The sequence below is a fragment of the Caballeronia sp. LZ035 genome (assembly GCF_031451175.1).
Taxonomy (GTDB): domain Bacteria; phylum Pseudomonadota; class Gammaproteobacteria; order Burkholderiales; family Burkholderiaceae; genus Caballeronia.
The window spans coordinates 72,744-89,871 of sequence record NZ_JARUXS010000005.1; the positions used below are offsets into that span (position 1 = coordinate 72,744).

Annotated in this window: 20 protein-coding genes; 6 read left to right on the forward strand and 14 right to left on the reverse strand. The window is 59.8% G+C overall.

Features of this window, described 5'->3' with window-relative positions; translation table 11 throughout:
* Nucleotide 1: 1 nt before the first annotated feature.
* A complete protein-coding gene (locus tag QCE88_RS38760) occupies nt 2–2,056 on the forward strand; it encodes an ATP-binding protein (RefSeq protein WP_309911161.1) in 2,055 nt (684 codons plus the stop codon).
* A gap of 435 nt (nt 2,057–2,491) precedes the next feature.
* Here the strand turns inward: QCE88_RS38760 and QCE88_RS38765 are convergent, their stop codons facing one another.
* The 14 genes from QCE88_RS38765 to QCE88_RS38830 form a co-directional block, all read right to left on the reverse strand.
* A complete protein-coding gene (locus QCE88_RS38765) occupies nt 2,492–2,821 on the reverse strand; it encodes a hypothetical protein (RefSeq protein ID WP_309911163.1) in 330 nt (109 codons plus the stop codon).
* A 20-nt stretch (nt 2,822–2,841) separates the two neighbouring features.
* On the reverse strand, nt 2,842–3,129 hold the full coding sequence (locus tag QCE88_RS38770) for a hypothetical protein (RefSeq protein ID WP_309911165.1): 288 nt from the start codon (nt 3,127–3,129) through the stop codon (nt 2,842–2,844).
* A 123-nt stretch (nt 3,130–3,252) separates the two neighbouring features.
* Nucleotides 3,253–4,086, reverse strand: a complete 834-nt coding sequence (locus QCE88_RS38775) for a PRTRC system ThiF family protein (protein WP_309911166.1) — start codon at nt 4,084–4,086, stop codon at nt 3,253–3,255.
* Nucleotides 4,083–4,724, reverse strand: coding sequence for a PRTRC system protein A (locus QCE88_RS38780; RefSeq protein WP_309911167.1), 642 nt, complete (start codon nt 4,722–4,724; stop codon nt 4,083–4,085). Before QCE88_RS38780 ends, QCE88_RS38775 begins: the two co-directional genes overlap by 4 nt.
* 2 nt (nt 4,725–4,726) lie before the next feature.
* Nucleotides 4,727–5,452 (reverse strand): PRTRC system protein B, encoded by a 726-nt coding sequence (locus QCE88_RS38785; RefSeq protein ID WP_309911168.1) that lies wholly within the window; start codon nt 5,450–5,452, stop codon nt 4,727–4,729.
* Nucleotides 5,453–5,467: 15 nt separating this feature from the next.
* A complete protein-coding gene (locus tag QCE88_RS38790) occupies nt 5,468–6,505 on the reverse strand; it encodes a PRTRC system protein F (protein ID WP_309911330.1) in 1,038 nt (345 codons plus the stop codon).
* Between the two features lie 2 nt (nt 6,506–6,507).
* Complete coding sequence (locus QCE88_RS38795; protein ID WP_309911170.1) at nt 6,508–6,723, reverse strand: hypothetical protein; 216 nt, start codon at nt 6,721–6,723, stop codon at nt 6,508–6,510.
* Nucleotides 6,716–6,952, reverse strand: coding sequence for a PRTRC system protein C (locus QCE88_RS38800; protein WP_309911171.1), 237 nt, complete (start codon nt 6,950–6,952; stop codon nt 6,716–6,718). The genes QCE88_RS38795 and QCE88_RS38800 overlap by 8 nt, the downstream gene beginning before the upstream one ends.
* A 9-nt stretch (nt 6,953–6,961) precedes the next feature.
* Nucleotides 6,962–7,456 carry a PRTRC system protein E gene (locus QCE88_RS38805; protein ID WP_309911172.1) on the reverse strand — a complete coding sequence of 165 codons (495 nt, stop codon included), beginning with the start codon at nt 7,454–7,456 and terminating at the stop codon, nt 6,962–6,964.
* Nucleotides 7,457–7,557: 101 nt separating this feature from the next.
* The gene (locus QCE88_RS38810) at nt 7,558–9,243 is read right to left on the reverse strand and encodes a PRTRC system ParB family protein (RefSeq protein WP_309911173.1); all 1,686 of its coding nucleotides are present in this window, start codon (nt 9,241–9,243) and stop codon (nt 7,558–7,560) included.
* Between the two features lie 77 nt (nt 9,244–9,320).
* The gene (locus tag QCE88_RS38815; RefSeq protein WP_309911175.1) at nt 9,321–9,848 is read right to left on the reverse strand and encodes a hypothetical protein; all 528 of its coding nucleotides are present in this window, start codon (nt 9,846–9,848) and stop codon (nt 9,321–9,323) included.
* A 195-nt stretch (nt 9,849–10,043) separates the two neighbouring features.
* Nucleotides 10,044–10,289, reverse strand: coding sequence for a hypothetical protein (locus tag QCE88_RS38820; RefSeq protein WP_309911177.1), 246 nt, complete (start codon nt 10,287–10,289; stop codon nt 10,044–10,046).
* Nucleotides 10,286–13,405 (reverse strand): SNF2-related protein, encoded by a 3,120-nt coding sequence (locus QCE88_RS38825; RefSeq protein ID WP_309911178.1) that lies wholly within the window; start codon nt 13,403–13,405, stop codon nt 10,286–10,288. The genes QCE88_RS38820 and QCE88_RS38825 overlap by 4 nt, the downstream gene beginning before the upstream one ends.
* 63 nt (nt 13,406–13,468) lie before the next feature.
* Nucleotides 13,469–14,263: a hypothetical protein gene (locus QCE88_RS38830; protein ID WP_309911180.1), complete on the reverse strand. Its 795-nt coding sequence runs from the start codon at nt 14,261–14,263 to the stop codon at nt 13,469–13,471.
* A 541-nt stretch (nt 14,264–14,804) separates the two neighbouring features.
* On the opposite strand from QCE88_RS38830, the gene QCE88_RS38835 reads away from it, so the two are divergent.
* The 5 genes from QCE88_RS38835 to QCE88_RS42140 all read left to right on the forward strand — a co-directional run bounded on the left by QCE88_RS38835 (nt 14,805) and on the right by QCE88_RS42140 (nt 17,095).
* Nucleotides 14,805–15,443 carry a hypothetical protein gene (locus tag QCE88_RS38835; RefSeq protein ID WP_309911181.1) on the forward strand — a complete coding sequence of 213 codons (639 nt, stop codon included), beginning with the start codon at nt 14,805–14,807 and terminating at the stop codon, nt 15,441–15,443.
* Nucleotides 15,444–15,647: 204 nt separating this feature from the next.
* Nucleotides 15,648–15,965, forward strand: a complete 318-nt coding sequence (locus QCE88_RS38840) for a hypothetical protein (protein WP_309911183.1) — start codon at nt 15,648–15,650, stop codon at nt 15,963–15,965.
* A gap of 13 nt (nt 15,966–15,978) precedes the next feature.
* Nucleotides 15,979–16,308, forward strand: a complete 330-nt coding sequence (locus QCE88_RS38845; protein ID WP_309911184.1) for a hypothetical protein — start codon at nt 15,979–15,981, stop codon at nt 16,306–16,308.
* The gene (locus tag QCE88_RS42135; RefSeq protein ID WP_409018313.1) at nt 16,256–16,780 is read left to right on the forward strand and encodes a DUF1173 family protein; all 525 of its coding nucleotides are present in this window, start codon (nt 16,256–16,258) and stop codon (nt 16,778–16,780) included. The genes QCE88_RS38845 and QCE88_RS42135 overlap by 53 nt, the downstream gene beginning before the upstream one ends.
* A gap of 45 nt (nt 16,781–16,825) precedes the next feature.
* Nucleotides 16,826–17,095, forward strand: a complete 270-nt coding sequence (locus QCE88_RS42140) for a hypothetical protein (RefSeq protein WP_409018314.1) — start codon at nt 16,826–16,828, stop codon at nt 17,093–17,095.
* Nucleotides 17,096–17,128: the final 33 nt, after the last annotated feature.

Here is a 17,128-nt window from a genome sequence, read left to right on the forward strand (position 1 = left end):
GATGTCAGAGATCGAACACTGTCCGGCCCTCATTCTTACGCCGTTTGGACGCGACCTGAGCGTAGCTCAAGAGCTTTTGACTGCAACTGGAGTCCAATCCAAAGCCTGTGCCGATCTGCGGCACCTATGTGCTGGACTGAGCGACGATATTTGTTGTGCAATCGTTGCTGACGAGGCGTTGAATGGCGCTGACATCAATGCGCTGACACAGTGGATAGAAGCACAGCCCCCATGGTCCGACTTACCGTTTATCGTTTTAACGCGTCGAATCGGCACTACCGATCGCAGGCTTGTGGCCGAGCGGCTGACTAATGCGCTTGGAAACGTGACGTTCATTGAGCGACCATTTCACCCAACCACCTTCGTAAGCGTTGTGGAGACTGCGGTACGCGGCCGACGCCGCCAGTTTGAGGCTCGGGCCCGGATCGAGGAGTTGCATGAAGGGGAGCTGCGCCTACGCACAGCTTTAACCGCTGGGCAGCTCGGTTCGTGGACTTTAGACCTGGATACTTTGACGCTGACAGCATCAACGACCTGCAAGGCGATTTTTGGACGTGGTGAGGACGAGAGTTTCACCTATCAGCAGCTTATTGCCAGTGTCCACCCAGAAGATCGACCGAGAATGCAGGCCGCGGTGAGAAACAGCGCCCAGACGGGCTGTGATTACGTGATTGAATATCGCGTCGTCGTACCTGATGGATCAATTCGGTGGGTCGACATCCGTGCACGTATAGTGCTTGATAGTCGTGAAAAGGCGTCTCGGCTGGTCGGCGTGTCTTCTGATATCACTGCGCGCAAGACAGCGGACGATCAGCTGCGTCGAGTTAATGAGACGCTTGAAGCGAAAGTTATGGAGCGAACGGCCGAACTCCAGAATGCCCATCGTACTGTGCTCGAAGAAATTCGACAGCGCGAAGACACCGAGAAGTTGTTAAGGCAGATTCAGAAACTGGAGATGATCGGGCAGTTGACTGGCGGCATCGCGCACGATTTCAACAATCTTCTCATGGCCATCATGGCGAATCTGGAGCTCGTGCGAAAAGAAGTGCCCTCACAGGAACGCGTCGGCCGATTAGTGGATGGCGCGTTCAAGGGCGCGCAACGAGGTGCCGCACTGACGCAACGGCTTCTTGCGTTCGCGCGCCAACAAGTGCTCAAGGTTGAGCCCGTGCAGATGTCGGGATTAGTGTCTGGAATGACCGACCTGCTCGAACGATCGCTCACCTCGGTAATCGAGCTGAGAGTGAACGCGGTTACCAATCTCCCATTCACGATGTCCGATGCGAACCAGGTCGAACTTGCAATCTTGAACCTCGTCGTGAACGCCCGTGACGCTATGCCTGACGGAGGTATCATTGAGATTACAGTCGACACCTTGTATTTGATGGATGACAGTGAACTGGCGGATGGGGCATATGTTCGTGTGACTGTCGCCGATACTGGCACAGGTATGGATGCCGCAACGCTTGCTAAAGCCACTGAGCCGTTCTTCACGACGAAGGAATTAGGTAAAGGAACGGGGCTCGGCTTATCCATGATTCATGGTCTGGTCCGTCAGTTGCACGGGGCGCTCCGTCTAGAGAGCGAATCAGGAAGCGGCACGCGAGCAACGATCTGGCTTCCGGTCGCTGACACACGTGCCACGTCCGTCATCTCGGAAGCGTTGCATAGTGACGCTCAGGAAGATACCCCGCAGTTACGGGCGACGGTGCTGGTTGTAGACGATGATCCGCTGATTTCCTCCAGCACGTCTTTCCTGCTGCAAGATCTGGGGCAAATCGTGATTGAGGTGAATTCAGGTCACGCCGCGCTTGAAGTCTTACGTAGCGACCGCGAGGTCGACGTGATGCTGACAGATTATTCGATGCCCAAAATGACTGGACTCGAACTGGCGAAGGCTGCTCAATTGCTGAGGCCTTCCTTGCCGGTCATTCTTGCAACTGGTTACGCGGAATTGCCCGCCGGCACAGAGGCCGATCTTCCGAAATTGCGGAAGCCATATCAGCAAAGCCAGCTCCTTTCGGAGATTGCCAAGGCGGTGATGCCGAACCATTAAGGTACCTGGCTTACGGGCTCGCACGCGTACCTTACGGTATCTTCGAAGATGACTTCTGGACAACCAAGCTAATGTGCGTTCCTCGGCGTGCGGTCGCGCGAGCGAGTGGTCCCGCCGACCGGTCTGAGGGCTGCTGAAGCATCAAGAAGGCCTAGCGTCTAGTGGTTGAAGGTATCTCACCTTCGTCACCCCATCTACGAATGGCAGCATCGGCGCGACGTCGTATGGCCGCTCCAAGATCAGTATCGGCCATCTGCATCACACTAGATCGAATGGCTCTTGAGGGTCGATATGGGTCCGGCGTGCATAGCACGGCACCTGTCAAATTTCTCGATACAGCATGATTCGTCGTCATCGCCTACCGAAGCGGCCATCCCGACCTCCCGAGAGCTTGTCGACCCGATTGCCCAGCCGATTGGTAGGGGAAGCGGCTGATTAAGAAGCGCCTGATAGCCCACGAGTGCTGGCATTGGATGCCCACCGCACGAATTGCTCAAGCAGCAGAATCTCGCGCGTCTTTACCTCAGCCAGTTCCAGCTCAAGGCGTGTCACTCGGTCGAGCGCAGCCTGCAGGGCCGCTGATACTGGAGGCCCAGTGCCGGTGGTTACGGTGTTGTTCGCCCGGTAACTCTCGTAGGCCACCCGGATCAGCTCCTGGTTGAAGAGCGCCTGCCGTGTGTAAGTGCAGTGCATTTTCTTTACCACGGCTTTGATGAGAGACGGCCACGTCAGGCGCCCCTCCCAACCGCGGATTACCTCAATCACGGACTCAATCCGTTGAGGAATTAGATTTGGAGATCGGCGGGCGGGGCCCATGACATCAATTCCTTGATGGCGAAGTCGACGCAGCGGTTGAACGTGGCGCAAGTAGCGAAACGACGGATTGGTCGGGAAGCGCCTCTCGGTAACGTATGGCAGCCTCCGACAGCGAGGAAACGCGTAGTCGAGCCATCGATGGCCCATCGCCAGCGCAAGCGCCTCAGCGCGCCGAGCATACAGCGGACAATGCCCGCGACATCGTGGTCGAATGGCGGCGCAGCACCGCCACAAAAGAAGTTGCTGAGTGTTTTCATCGTGTTTTCCGTTGAGATGGAGTTAAGAGGACGTCTTGCCTATCCGTATAGCGTGGCGCAGACGTCATGAAAAATGCCGACCCATGTTCGGAGTCGGCATCGTTTAAAGACACACTTTTAAACTCAGGCGGCGAGCTTGACCTTTCGGCTCTTGCTCGCTTTTTTGACAGGCTGCTTCGATGGCTCATAGCCAAAGCGCGCCCATACAGCGGGGTCCAATGGAATCGGATTCGTGCGCCCCGTCGCGAGGTTCACGAACACGCCCGAGAACGGGACCGCGCCGGTACGAAACATTGTCCAGAGCATGTTGAATGCTTGGACCGCGATCGCCTGATTGATGACCAGCGACTGCTTGCGCAGCGCCTCTGCCATCGAGCAGGACGGTGTGTCGTCTTTCGCATCGAGCTTCGCGTTGGTGAGTTCTGGAAACAACTCGCCGACGTGCGGCAAGCGTTCCGGATTCTTCTTCGCGTAACTCTTGCTGCAGACCTGCCCCAACACGATCTGACCGCGATCGGTATCGTTGCCACAATCGAGGTAGTAGACGCCCGAGTGCTCCGCCGCGCGAACAATCGCATTCCTTGCGGCGCGCGTGTCCACGCAACCAATCACAAGATCCACGTTGTAGAGCGTCTCGCTCACGCCGAAGCGCCGCGTCTGCGCTCGCCAGTCGGTTCCCATCAGGGTGTTCAGCCGATTGACGATCAGCGAGGCTTTGTACCCGCCCACGTCGTTCGGATAAAAGCCCTGTCGGCCGACGTTGGTCGGACTGACCGTGTCGTCATCGAACACTGTGCAGTCGATGCCACCCGGGTGACCGAGTTCGACCATCGCGTGATGCAGGCGCGCGAGGCTCGGAAGCACCGCGCTGCCTGTACCACCGGCGCCGACCACGACCACGTTCCAGGCGCGCTCGAGCATCCGCGAAGGAAGCGCGTGACGGATAACTGTTGTCATGCGATCTCCTTCAGACGCGCGGCCGCGTACCAACTACTTGGCACACGCTCGACGTCCTCGAAGATGCCTTTCGCGCACAGCCGCATGGCCATGCTCGGCACAGGCGAGGCACAGTTCCCAACGACGAAGGCGAGCTTTGTCTCATGCCGATCGTCTTCGTTGTCGGTCGACGAGAAATACGCCGGATGCGCGCCGTGCGAGTGGCAGTCCATCACCCTCAGTTCATCGGGCGAGAGCGCCGGCCGCTCATATTTGAGGGAAGCGGTGCCCTGTGCGAGAACCTTGACTGGAGCCAGGCGGAACTGCTGAGTCTGAACGTTCCAGACCACCCACGCGCCCGCTTCCAGCGGGCGTGCCGCGCGCGCCATCTCGACGAACTCGCCGATCAGATGCGGCGGCACAGAGCCGCAGCGAAGCACTGTCGATTCAACCACCTGCCCATAAGGGATGGCGGTCGGAACCGAGTAATGTGCGACGCGGCGTACGACTGACAGCCACGGCAGATCGATCTCGATAAACACGCCATTTTCACCAATGAGCAACCGCTCACCGGCCGCGGCCATCGGTGCCACCGGCTCGCGCCGGGGAACCATCACGGTCGGAAAAGAGCGCTGAAGCGCCAAATCACCAGCATTCATCGTCAGACTCCTTGTTTGCCGGCAATCAGCTCAGCGAGAGTAAGGTTCATGGGGACAAGCGCTTCCTCCGGAAATTGCTCGCCATACTTGCCGTCGAGCATTTCCTTCCAGAAGGCGAACTCGCCGTTGCGATGCGACACACGCTTACCGCCGTGATTGGGGTGGGTGAACGCGGACTCGAAGAATCCGCTCTCCCATCCTGCGATCGAAGCCACATCGACGCGCCGAGGAACGTGGGCCGAGCCGATGCAGATCTTTCCCCAATCCCAGGTGTTAAAGTAAGGCGGTTCGTGCAGCTTCGACTCAGGTGTTGGCCGGCTGGCCTCATGCAGCGCGAACACGGAAAACCCGTTCGAAGCTGCGCGGAACACCAACCCCGGATGCGGCACGACCGCACTGCGTCGCCCGATTTCCGGACAGTCGAAGAAGACTCGACGCATCGCCGGTCTCCACCACCACATCACCGCATGCGGCGACACTGACAGCACCGTCTCAGGCAGAAACTCCGCCGGCGGCGCCGCGTGCTCAGCCAGCTCGCGCAGGCATTCGAACAGCGCCTTGCGTTCGATCGGCCGACCCGCACCAATCGTTGCCCGACCGCCCTTGCCTTGCGTCACCGGATGAACAGTGCCGTAGACGGCGCTGCGGTCATCTCGGCCATACAGCAAGATCGCGCTGGTCGCGACGAGTGCGTCGACGCGGTCCGAGCCGATATCAAGCCCTTTCATAACTAGCTCCAGGTGTTATGCCGCGAGCGACGCGATGACGCGATCGAGTTGGCCAATAATAGAAAGTTCCGAGGCCCAGTCCGCGTACTGCTTGCGGATGGCGTCGGGAGAAAAGGCAAACGGCACAAAGCCGTAGTACGTGCTGCCGTCGCCGGCACTGGATAGATACTCGTAGTGCGAATCGAGCAACTCGCCGACGCGAGCATCGTTTTGCACCGTCAAGGTCGCCGCCGCATACGCGCAACGTGGTTGATAGGCGCAATTGAACAAGTGGCTCTTACTCGTCTGGCGCAGCATCAAACTGAGCTTCTCAAGTTCGCGGCAGACCCGACGAGTTGGACCGTAGGTGAACCGCTGAAGCCGACGCAGCGCAGCGACGCTTAGCGCGTGCTGATGCACGAGTTTTTGCTTGCCGCCGCGCGAGCGCTTACACCGGAAGACATCCATGTCGTCCGGACAGAGCTCGGCGCGCACGACGGAGGGAAGGTAATGCTCGATCTCTCCCTCGTCGTCACCGAACCGATCCGTCAGGCACTCGCGTGCTTCTTCGTCGGTCGCTGCCGGGTCGCCCTCCCAGAACCAGGAAGAGAATTCGCACAAAAACTCGTCCGGCGTGCGAATCCAGACCGTACGGCCGGCAGCCCGATTGATCAGCAGCATCGCGGTGGTCACCAGCCGCGGATGTACCTTCCTGAGTGCGGCCGCTCGTGTGCCGACTTCCAGGATGTTTTCGCCGGTAATCTCGATGCCAAGATAGAGCGGCGAGGTAGGCTCAAAATCGACACCATCCTCTTGATACTGCGCGACGTCCCGAACCGCGGCCACGTCGCACAGCACAAAATCGAAGTCCAAACACTTCAACTTCGACGTGTGGCGTCTAGCCCAGGCGAAGAAGGCGTGAGCGAGTGCGTCGCCCGCCCCCTTGAACTCGGGAACATCGCGTGCCTGAAGCACGCCCGAGTCGAACTGGGCGGCAATCAGACCCGCGACATCCTTCTCCGCGTTCCAGCGCAGATCAGCGCGCGTATGAACATCGGAGCCGATTGCCGGCAAGCTCAGAAAATCATGGGCAGGTTGACGTCGGGCAGCGCGATCGCGTCGCGGTTGCCATGACTCTCCTGCGACAGCGACCTCTGCACCAGACGAACGAAAATCGAAGAGCATTGCTCGATCTCCTTGTCATGAAAAAAAACCGCCCTGTCGGGCGGCTGCTGATGGGAAACGGCCAAGTCCGGATCGGACAAGGCCTTGAGGAGATCGCGCTTACGCATGGACGCTTTGGGCCTGAACTGCACCTTTGGCACCGGCTGCGCGCACGAACGTAAAACGCATCGCTTCGCCTTCCATGTTCGGCCCGTCGACGGCAGCAGTTGTGAGCTCCGGATACTGCGCGGAGTAGAGATCGCGGACATCGTCAGGCGAGAACGTCGGGCCCGGATCGGGGAACGTGACGCCGTTGTAGACAAACTCGCGTGTGAGCTTTGCGACTGAAATGGACATGGCGGCTCCTTAGTCGAAAAGCGATGCGAGGTTGGTTCCCGTGCTAGCCGGTTCCGTCGATGCCGACGATGCCGAGTCAGCCGCCGACGAATCGGCGGGAGCGGTGCTTTGCTCTTGCGCGTTCGCGTCGTTGTCATCGTCACCGCCGTCGCCGTCGCCTTCACTCGATCTACCGGACACCGGCGAAGCGGGCTTGCTGCTGCCCTTCGCGAGCGTCTTGGTCGCCTTGGCGACTTGCGTCGTCTTGGCAGCTTCGAGGATCGCGGTCGTGGCAGCAACCTGCTCGGCCAGCGAGGCATGCGCGCCCGTGTAGGCGGCAAGCGTATCAGCGAAGCCCGCATCGAGCTCGACCGCCGAGGCGGTCAGCGCGAGCGGTTGCAGCATGGCCGCATCCTTCGCCGTGCCTTGCGGCATGACGCAGACGAGCATCTCTTCGCCCTTCATTTGCAGCGACAGCGTGAGCTTTGCGCAATTGCGCAGAAGCGATTCAATGGCTACGAACATGGAAAACTCCTGAGAAAAATGAAAGACCGCCCGAAGGCGGTCTGCAATGGAATGGAACTGCCGGTCGATGCGCATTGCCCCGATGCAACGGAGGGCTGCGTTTAATACTTGAGCACTTTCGGAATCTTCCCCGTGTAGTCGAAGTCTTTCACGGCCAAGAGCGCGTCGATGACTTCGGACTTGGACTTGCCGAAAACCTTCTTGAAGTTCTCGCTGAGCGCGGCACGAATGCCGAGTTCATCCGCGATCACCATCATTTCGGACTTCGTGATCAGTTCCAGAAACTCCTTGCAGAGCTTCCAGTGCTTCGTAAGATCAAGAACATGGTGCTTGCACAGACGCGTCAAGTACTGAACGTCGAGCCCTTGAATTGCCGCAACGGTCACGCCGGTTACGGCATGCGCGAGTTGCGCATCGTCAGCAACGGCCGTAGCGGCAGCGGCTTTCGTGAGATCCGTCGCCGGAATCTGCTCCTGCGTGAGCTTTTCCCAGATGCCCGAGAGCGTCTTTTGATCGACGCAACGCATCTGGTCGGACAGCGCGATCGCGACGAGATATCGCTGAGCCCGCGCGGCATCCGCGCCTACCTCACGGCGAAGCGCCTTGCGCCACAACGCCACGCGATAAGCCTTGATCTTGTCCGACTCGGAGACGACCGTCACAGAGGCATTGGCGCCCGTGGCTTTCGCGTCCGATGCAGAGATCGGAGCCGCTTTGCCACTGGACTTGCCAGTCGCCGCGCCCGACTGTGATTTCGAATCAGGCACCGGCTGCGTCGCAGCTTTGACGGCCTGCAAATGCGCCGCCACCTTCTTCATGTTGCACACGGTATCGAAGCACTGGCCCTTGTAGACCTTGCCGATCGAGTCAGGCAGGCCGCTCACCGCCGCGCCGTAGTTCTGGCACGCGTGACAGGCTTTCGCCTGCTCTTCGCCAACGCCTTTCGGCCCATCAACGGCGAGTTGCACCCGCGTGTGGTTGTCGCCAGCACGCACGATCCGCACGACCGGATATTCTTCGCGCAGGCCGGTGGCCGTCGCGTCGAGCATCTTCTCGGTCTTCTCGTTGTAGCAGGTGCGATTGGTACAGTTTCCGGTACCGATGGATTCGCCGAACATTTCGCCCTGAGTGGACGAGTTGTGCGGGCACCCGGCGCAATCGGCCTTGTCGAAGATCGCGGCCGCCAACGAACAGGCAATCTGCTCGATGGTTTTCTTGACCTCCGCGACGGGCTTGCTTTCCTTGACGATCACCGGAAGCAGCTTGTCCTGCGTCTCCTTGGGGAGCGCAGCCAGCAGCTCCGCGTGACCCAGCAGGATCTCGCGCGTGCTCAACGCGTCGAGCACAGCCGTGCTGCAGTTCATCAGCGCGAGGCGCTTGTCTAGCGTGGCGCGCGACCAGCCCAAGATCCGCGCGACTTCGTCGCGATCGCCTTTGCACAGCCCGACTTGCTCGGCTGCGGCGATCGCTTCCTCCGCCGGCGACATATCGGCGCGCTGGATGTTCTCGATGATGGCCAACTGCTTAGCTTCGGCTTCATCGATTTCCCGAACAACGACGGGGATCTCGTAGTCGTCGCCGTGCGCCGCAAGTGCTGCCTTGTATCTGCGGCCGCCGGCGACGAGGGCGTAACCACCGTCAGCGAGCGTTCGCACGATGACCGGCTGAATGACGCCTTTCTCGCGAACGGACGCGGTGAGCTCTTCCATCTCCGCAGGATCGAAATACTTGCGGGGATTGACGCTGACCTGGATGTGCTTGAGCGCGAGAGTAGGTTGTTGTTGCATTGTGGGGCTCTCCTGAGAGGGAACCCACCCCATCGGGAGTGGTTCCCGAAGGGTTGAACAACGTGGGCCGACGAATGTCAGCGCGGAGTCGATGCGTCAAAGACGCGGGTGATGACGCAACGATAGCGGTTTACTTCGCGCGCACGGCCGACAAAGCTCGCAAAATCATGCCGTCTTAAATCGCGAATGATCGCTTTTTCGGAAATCTTCACGTCCCTTTCTACATTTTTCCGTAGGGTACCGGTCAAGAACCTTGATGAGATCTTCCGGTACCCGCCACTCGCGCATGATGCCTTCGCTCGTACCACAATCACGAACGATAGCGCCACAGTCGCCACGGCGAAAAAGATCCCGAGTGCGGGAACGCCGTAGCGAATCCACCGCGAACTGAAAAATGCAGGATCAGTTTGATCGATCTCCGAGAACATGCCGCTCATGGCGGCCACGCCTGCGACAATCACCGCAAGGAACACAGCGCCTGTCTGCAACTTTCGTTGTTGCTTGCGAGCTTCGCGGTACAGCGCAATCGCCGCCCATTGTTCTTTTGAGAACGCTTTGAGATCAACCTTTCGGGGGGCGAACTGAGAGTAGTCGTTCGAGGTCATGTGTTACTCATCTTGCTATCGGGACACCGTCCACGTTTCGTTACTCACCGTGGGACGCCGAATACGCCCCTGCTGCTATGAATTGTGCCATCCGGCTATCCCTTCCGAAGGTAAGCATAGAAAAACCCGGCACGAAGCCGGGTTGATCTAAAGGGAAAAGGTAGACCAAGCGGCATCCGAAGATGCCACCGACCGTTACACAGTCACCGCAACGGGCATGACGAGCGGCCGCGATAGGAGGGTCGTGACCGCACCCGCCAGCGTCCAATCGCCGAACTGCTGTTCATGGCTCTCGTGCACGAGCCGGTCCAGGCACAATACTTCAGCGCCTTCGACCGAGACCTTACCTAGAATCTTCGCCATCACGGCGCGGTTCGAGCCTTCGCGTTTGACCGTCACGACGTCCTCGCCTACCAATACAGATACATTCGAGTCTTTCACGCAGCCTCCTTCAGTTGTTTGCGCATGTCGCCTGTCGTTCGATCGGCGAGCAACGCGAGATCATCCACAAAGCGGTCCAGCAACGAATCCATGTGCAGAAACGTCGCATCCTCAAGCTCCGGTGTCGCCCAATCCAGTCCCGCCTGCGTCGCATCACGTTTGTGCGCAACCATCTGGTCCTGATACTCGTCAATGCTGCCGGGCAAGTGGAAATACAGCACCTTCAACACCCCTTTCCGATTCCAGCGCAGCGCGCGCCGCATCGCCTGATACTCGATGCGCCACGTCCACGACCGGTCATAGAAGAGAATGTAGTCGGCGTTCGGCAGGTTATAGCCAGCTCGGCCTGACGCCTTTGTCGCCATCAGCCCGGTTGCCAACCCCGTCAGGAAGCGCTTGTCCTTGTCGGCCACGCGACGCTTGATCGGAATCTCACCGTGAAACGGCACCGTCTGCACGCCATGTGAATCGAGCTCTTGCGCAAGCAAATCGAGCACGCCGGGATTCTCGGCAAACACGATCGCCTGCTTGCCTTCCGCCGCGATCGCACGCATCCGCTCAACTACCGCGCGTTGCTTGCTCGTCAGGCCGCCCACGTGCTCGACGCCCTCCATTCCGAACTGCGGAAAATTAGCGGCAAAATGCACGGCACGGATGCGAGCCAGGATCGTCACGAGGTTGCACGCCTTACTATCGCCGCGCGACTGGCGATACCAGTCAGCGAACTCGTCGGCGGCCCGCAGATACGCAGCCAGATGCCCGCGATCCCATTCAACTGTTTCTACCTCGAAATCAGGCGGCTCGATCTGGATATAGCGCGACACCTCCGGCTCAGCGACGAGCCTGCGCTTGATGTGCGGAGCCAACATCGCCCGGTACCGATGCAGGTTGCCGATTTTCGGCACTTCGCGCTTCGCCCCATCCTGCAGGCTCTCCGCAAACTGCCACGTCACCCACTCCAGCACCACGAAGTCATCCCTGAATCGATCGACGCCGCGCATCGCGTATTCCACCGAGTTGATCCAGTTCTGCTCCAGGTAGCCAACGCGGTAGCCATAGGGTTGTGCCGCCGTTCCATCACCACCCGAGAACGCGATCAAACCGAACGCGTCCCTGGGGTAATTTGGGATCGGCGAGCCCGTCAAAACAAAGCGCCGGCGCGCCGAGAGTTCCCAAAGCGCGCGGCTCTGATCGCTCGTCGGATTCGCGAGGCGTTCACCCTCGTCGGCCACCAGCAGGCCGATTCGACGACGAAGCCGGTGCGCATATGTCACGCGCGCCGAAGCCGACCTATCGACAGGCATCCTCAGGCGCTCGTAGGCGATCAGATTGAACTGTCGCAAATCGCTCAGGTCCGCCGCAGACTCGATCACCTTCACCTGGTCCGCTGCGATCGGCAACTGCGCGATTTCATTGAGCATCTCCGCAATCAAGCGAGACTCGACAACGATGAGACCGTGCTTGACACCCGAGACGAGGATCAAGGCCAGTGCGAGCCGCGACTTACCGCAACCTTGCTCCCAAGCCACGACGCAACCGGTAGGCTTCAGCAACGTCTCGATCAGATCGTCGACCTGAAAATCCCAGTTGAGCCACTGATCGACGCCAAGCGACTTCACGCGCGAGCGCAATGCGGCCGCTTGGTCGGGAAAGCGCGCGCACAATCCTTCGTGCACCACTTCCCACCCTTCGTTCACGTTCTCTACCGCGAATCGCGCGTTGAGCTCATCGACCGAGAGGTGATACGGCACGCCGTGTAGCGCGTACCGATATCGTCCGTCTTCAACCCGGTCGAACAGGACAGCATCGCCCGCCTTGATGAGCGGACTTGCCCATCGCGTCGCATCAACCTTGTGGGTCTCCTTCGCCGTGCCGCTCACCATGTCCCGCGACCCTGTTCCGGTCGTCCATGCAACATGCCGCAGCGGTATTGCCTGCCGCACGCTGCGCCGCATGCGTCTGCGGAAGTGCTCCATGAAGCCCAGCGCCAGTTGCGGCTCGCCGCCGACACTGCGAATCCGTGTGAGCAGTTGATCGAACGCGGCAACCGGATCGTCCTGTGGCAGATACGTTTCCATATCCAGCAAGCCCTGTCCCGAGTAGCGAAAGCCGCGCGGCAGTCGATGACCGTCCCGAGAATAGATCCGCTTCACGAAAACAGCATTCAGCACCATCGCTTCGTTGAATCCGCAGGCGAAGCCGAGGCGAATGCGTCTACCGTCGTGCGAGAGCATCACCGACTTGTCGCTGGTGACCGCGCGCGTGATGACGGGCTTGCTGTCATCCAGCTTCTGCAGCCGCAGGCGTGGCTCCCCGAACGAGCGATCCTCGAAATGAAGCCCAAGGTCCGGGCCCGGCTTCGAGAGATCGTCAACGAGGACGCGAACGAAGTCTGACGGGCGCATGTGATAGCGATCGAAGACGACCACCGCCGTGCGCACTTTTGCACCCTCGCGCTTGAACGCGTCAGGCGGCAGCTCGAAAATGCCCGCCGCACGGCGGTTCAACTTGTCGCCCTGCTCTCCCGCTACCATCGCCTCAGCCGTGGTGATCGGCAACAGTGCGACGACGATGTTCGCCGCTTCCAGCGCTTGATGCACGCTGTAGTCATGGCTCAACGCGCTGGTGTGCGCGCCGTACCGCCCCCATCTCGTGCATTCGAGCGGCTGCAGGTGCGGTGACTCCAGGTGAAGCGAGAATGGCGGATTGATCAACGCGATATCGAAGCGCACCGGATGGATATCCTCCATGCCGGCCTGCCTGAACTCACAATTGAACCCCGCTTCCTCGAAGACCGTTTGACACTGCTGGATCACATCAGTATGGACGTCGACGCCATATACGGCATGACGTTCCGGGTCCGCGTACTGCAGCAGGCGACCTGAGCCCACCGAGTTATCGAAGAGACGAATGCGGCGGTCGATATGCCAACCGCTCACGAAACTCCACATGAACGCGGCGATCGCGTCCGGCGTGAAGAACTGGCCAAGGTGCTGGCGTCGAGCTGCGGCAAGCTCGCCTTGATGCGCGACCGACGGGGCCTGCGAACCCAGACTTCTGATCGCACGCAACGGCCCGTACCAGTCCGGCGCGAAGGAAAAAAGATCTCTCTGCATGGAAAAGCCTCTAGAAATAAAAAGACCCGCCGAAGCGGGTCGAAAAGATGAAGGTTGGGAAGATCAGTACCGATCGCGCGATGCGAGATACTCGGCACCGAACTCGCTGATGAAGATCGACAGTGCGTCGCCCAGGTCGTGCGCGAACTTGAACTGCCATTTGTCGTTGAACATCACAATCTCCAGTCCGGTGAAAGTTAGCTTTTCACGAGTCGAGAAGGTCAGACGATGGACGCTGAAATTGCGCAGTTGATTCGCAAGCGCACCGAAGCGATGCTTGTCCGCGAAGGTCGCCAGCCCACCAAGTGTTGCTGCGACAGACGACTGCGAGTGGTAATTGACCTCGCGCTCGCCTTTCGAGCGAAACGATGCTTCGGACGAAACACGCTTTTCCAAGATCACCGCACTGCTGGTGCGTTTGATCTCGGTGTCGGGCTTGAGCCAGAAGCCGCTGATGATCGCTTTGGCCGCCTGCTCGAAGGCAATCCGCTCGCCAGCATCATCCCCGAACGCGCCTTCGAGGTGCTGCCAGAAGCCGTCCAGGTTAGGCAGATGCCCTTTGCGCAGGGCCTTCCCGACGTCAAGGCCAAACCGCTCCGCCTCCCGATCCGAATCGATTTCGATTCTGCCGCCCGCCGGCGCGAACTTGCGACTGGCCTCCATCACCAGACGCGAAACGAGACGAGCGCAGAACTTTTCGAGTTCGCGCTCGGCCTTGTATTCGCTGCGTGTTTCCATCGCCGAATAGTCGGACTTGCCATCGCCGAAGGCATCTCGTTCGGCTTGAACGACAACGCCGTAGGCCGATGCGGCTGCCGTTTGAGCGTTCTTGAATTGCTCGATCAACTGGGTGTACATGCGGATGCTCCATAGTAATGGGCAGGCGCACGCCCGCGCGGGGGACGTGCCCCTGCGGGTTTGGGAAAGGAATTTGGAAATGCGGCTTGCCGAAAACGGTGTGCCGTAGGTCGATGCGCGAGAAGCACAGGTAATTCGGAAACGATACCTGTCCGACGCACGCCACGCTCACGCAAAAGCGGAGGTTTTGATAGCGTCTCTCGCCGCGCGCCGCACATCGTTATCCCCAGTTTCTGGGCATAACCTTGTGGATAACGCAACCCGGGTCGTACCGCGATGGGAGGTCGTTGACGGGCGAAAAACAGAGAGGAGCTACCTGGGTAGCGCTGTCACTGAAGAAAGGCCGCGTTTTTGCGAGCTTTTCAGCCAATCACTTACGTGCTGCTTTCGACATGAGCACAATCCGCCTGCTGCGCTGCCCGCGAAAGCCGCCCAAATCTACCCGTCTTTTGGGCACGCAGCGACTTCGACGCCGGTGACAATAAATCCGCGCCGCGCGTCAATGCCGCGCTCCCATACTACGACCTCCATTGGGTAGAAAGTGAAAAAGAACCTATTCGTCGCATTGTCCGCGTGTGCTGCTTTCGCTTCTCATGCGGAGGTGCCCGTTAAGTCACTGGAACTTCAAAACACGACCGTCACGGCTCAGGCGCACAGAATCACAGCGCCAGATGGTCAAAGCATCGTCGTGACAAGCACGGTGGGTGAAGTAAACATTGCACATGTCGCAGCGTCCACGATGCCGCGCGCAGCGGGCTTCGTGCAGAGCGGCGATACCGCGTGCCCTATCGAAAACAACGGCTTGTTTGCCGAAACCGTTGATCATCAGCTGGTGATCTGTTCGAACGGGAAATGGCACGATGCCGCGTCGCTACCGATGACACGCATACGATTCGAGGAGTTCGACATGAGCGCCGGCAAAATGATCAGGCAGATCGACCAGGCGCGGCCCCTTGGCGTGCAAAGCGTTTTGCAATCCAGTGACGAAAGAACCACCTCCATGCTGCTCAGCAAGGTCGTGGCGATCAATCCGGACGACACCGCACGTATTTCTCTGGAATTCCTCGACGCGAGCGGCCAACGTCAGCAGGTCGATACGACCGTGAAGCTGGGCAGGCCGACGGTTATCGCATCCGGACCTATGGGCCACGAATACCGCGTTCGCGTGATTCGCTCCTGACAACGACGATCTCCACCTCAGACAACCGAGGATCACGCCTCCTTCCACCCGATGAAAATTAGTCACCTCGCCACCGTCGTTCTTCTTACCGTATCGACCATCGGCTCGATTGGATCGATTGGTTTCGTCGCCCAGCAGTTCACTGTTCAGCGCTCCGCTGTTCGAGTTGTGGCGAACACGGTGGTCGTGGAGCGCATGCAGGGAATGAGCGACGCGCTCGCCCATATTCCCGATGGCGAGCGGCACGCGGCTGTCGTGGGCTACGGTTTTACTGGCGACAAGGATCTCGAGGCCGCACTCATGGCAAAGCGTCGCGAGCTTGAAACGTCGCAGAACGCGCGCGCCGAGGAACTGGCGACCAACGACAAGCGATTGGCGGTGCTGCTCGCGGCTTGCGGCTTCAACGCGATCGTCACGATCATGAGTGCACTCGCGCTATACGAGCTCGCGGCCAGCCAACGCCGGCGCGCCTCGGATCGCCCCGCTCCCGCTGAGAGCATCACCCGCCCCACTGCAGCGTAACTGCACCTGAACCATGAATCTGATCGTTGTTAGCTTCGAAGATTGCACGATAGATCCTGCTGGCGCACGCGCAGCGTCGACCCCTGCGCGCGGCATTCCTGACAGCTGGATTGACGCGTTGATTGGAACCGGTTCGGTTTTTTCCCGAGACTACGCCGCACCCGATACCGTGTCGACGGTCGGACTTCAGTTTCCAAGTTGCGACCACGCGGAACAGTTCTGCCTGAGCGTGCGCGAGGTGGCCAACCTCCTCGGCACCCGGGCTCACATCCACAAGGTTCCGGCGAACGATGCGCAGCGAACCCTCCGGGAGGCCGCGAGACACGTCAAAAGTATTTTTTGACGGCATAACCGTCGCCCTCGAAGAGGTGCAGGACAATCCAGCGAGGTACGCGCGGCAACTCGAGCGCGCCAAGGTCTCCCCGGGATATCCCGTATGTCGCTGCACGACTGGCGCGGGCGGTGACCCACTACGGCTTGTCGTGAGGCGTTACGGCGCCCTCTTCCATCTCGCGCGTTGGCCTAATGAAGGTCCGCGACACGACGCCCAGTCATGCTCCTTTTACGCAGCAGCGCCGTGCGCGGATAGCGCGAATCCTGATTCGCTTGACGCGATCCGGCGAACGCCCGTTGGCCTGAACGTAAAGCTCGACGCCTCGCTGGCCGTTCGAACTGTCGAACGCGTTACCCGATCAGCAAGCAATCTTTCGGGCGTCAGACCGACCCGCCGCAGTGCGCCCCTTCTCGGCTTTCTGCAGCGCGTGTGGCTCGAAGCCGGCTTCAACGTCTGGACGGGCGCGCCTGGACGCAGTTGAGGCCAATGCGACGCACAACTGCTGGCAGCCCTCGGCGACGGGAAATTGAACGGTAAGCCGATGCAGGACGTCCTGCACGTCATGCGCAGGTACGACAAGAGCGAGGGCCCCTCCATCGTCGCCGAGTTTTACCGCTTCCTCGCTCGAATCACCACGACGCCCGAAGCAACCCAACGCGCGATCGTCATTGCCGAACTGAAGAGCGTCGACAACTCCAAGTTTGGCTTCGTCGTGAAGCTGCGTCAGACGAGCCGGACACTCTTCGCGTCCAAGGCGATCATCGACGCGGCGTCGAATTCTTTTCGATCCGCGTAGGCACAAATCGGCGCCCCGACCGCACGCGTCGTA

Coding starts and splice junctions, on each gene's coding strand:
- QCE88_RS38840 (WP_309911183.1), top strand. CDS start 15,648: ATGAGCGACGCGCTCGCCCATATTCCCGATGGCGAGCGGCACGCGGCT.
- QCE88_RS38785 (WP_309911168.1), bottom strand. CDS start 5,452: ATGAAAGGGCTTGATATCGGCTCGGACCGCGTCGACGCACTCGTCGCG.
- QCE88_RS38780 (WP_309911167.1), bottom strand. CDS start 4,724: ATGAATGCTGGTGATTTGGCGCTTCAGCGCTCTTTTCCGACCGTGATG.
- QCE88_RS38805 (WP_309911172.1), bottom strand. CDS start 7,456: ATGTTCGTAGCCATTGAATCGCTTCTGCGCAATTGCGCAAAGCTCACG.
- QCE88_RS38760 (WP_309911161.1), top strand. CDS start 2: ATGTCAGAGATCGAACACTGTCCGGCCCTCATTCTTACGCCGTTTGGA.
- QCE88_RS38830 (WP_309911180.1), bottom strand. CDS start 14,263: ATGTACACCCAGTTGATCGAGCAATTCAAGAACGCTCAAACGGCAGCC.
- QCE88_RS38795 (WP_309911170.1), bottom strand. CDS start 6,723: ATGCGTAAGCGCGATCTCCTCAAGGCCTTGTCCGATCCGGACTTGGCC.
- QCE88_RS38815 (WP_309911175.1), bottom strand. CDS start 9,848: ATGACCTCGAACGACTACTCTCAGTTCGCCCCCCGAAAGGTTGATCTC.
- QCE88_RS38775 (WP_309911166.1), bottom strand. CDS start 4,086: ATGACAACAGTTATCCGTCACGCGCTTCCTTCGCGGATGCTCGAGCGC.
- QCE88_RS38825 (WP_309911178.1), bottom strand. CDS start 13,405: ATGCAGAGAGATCTTTTTTCCTTCGCGCCGGACTGGTACGGGCCGTTG.
- QCE88_RS38770 (WP_309911165.1), bottom strand. CDS start 3,129: ATGAAAACACTCAGCAACTTCTTTTGTGGCGGTGCTGCGCCGCCATTC.
- QCE88_RS42135 (WP_409018313.1), top strand. CDS start 16,256: ATGCGCAGCGAACCCTCCGGGAGGCCGCGAGACACGTCAAAAGTATTT.
- QCE88_RS38810 (WP_309911173.1), bottom strand. CDS start 9,243: ATGCAACAACAACCTACTCTCGCGCTCAAGCACATCCAGGTCAGCGTC.
- QCE88_RS38800 (WP_309911171.1), bottom strand. CDS start 6,952: ATGTCCATTTCAGTCGCAAAGCTCACACGCGAGTTTGTCTACAACGGC.
- QCE88_RS38845 (WP_309911184.1), top strand. CDS start 15,979: ATGAATCTGATCGTTGTTAGCTTCGAAGATTGCACGATAGATCCTGCT.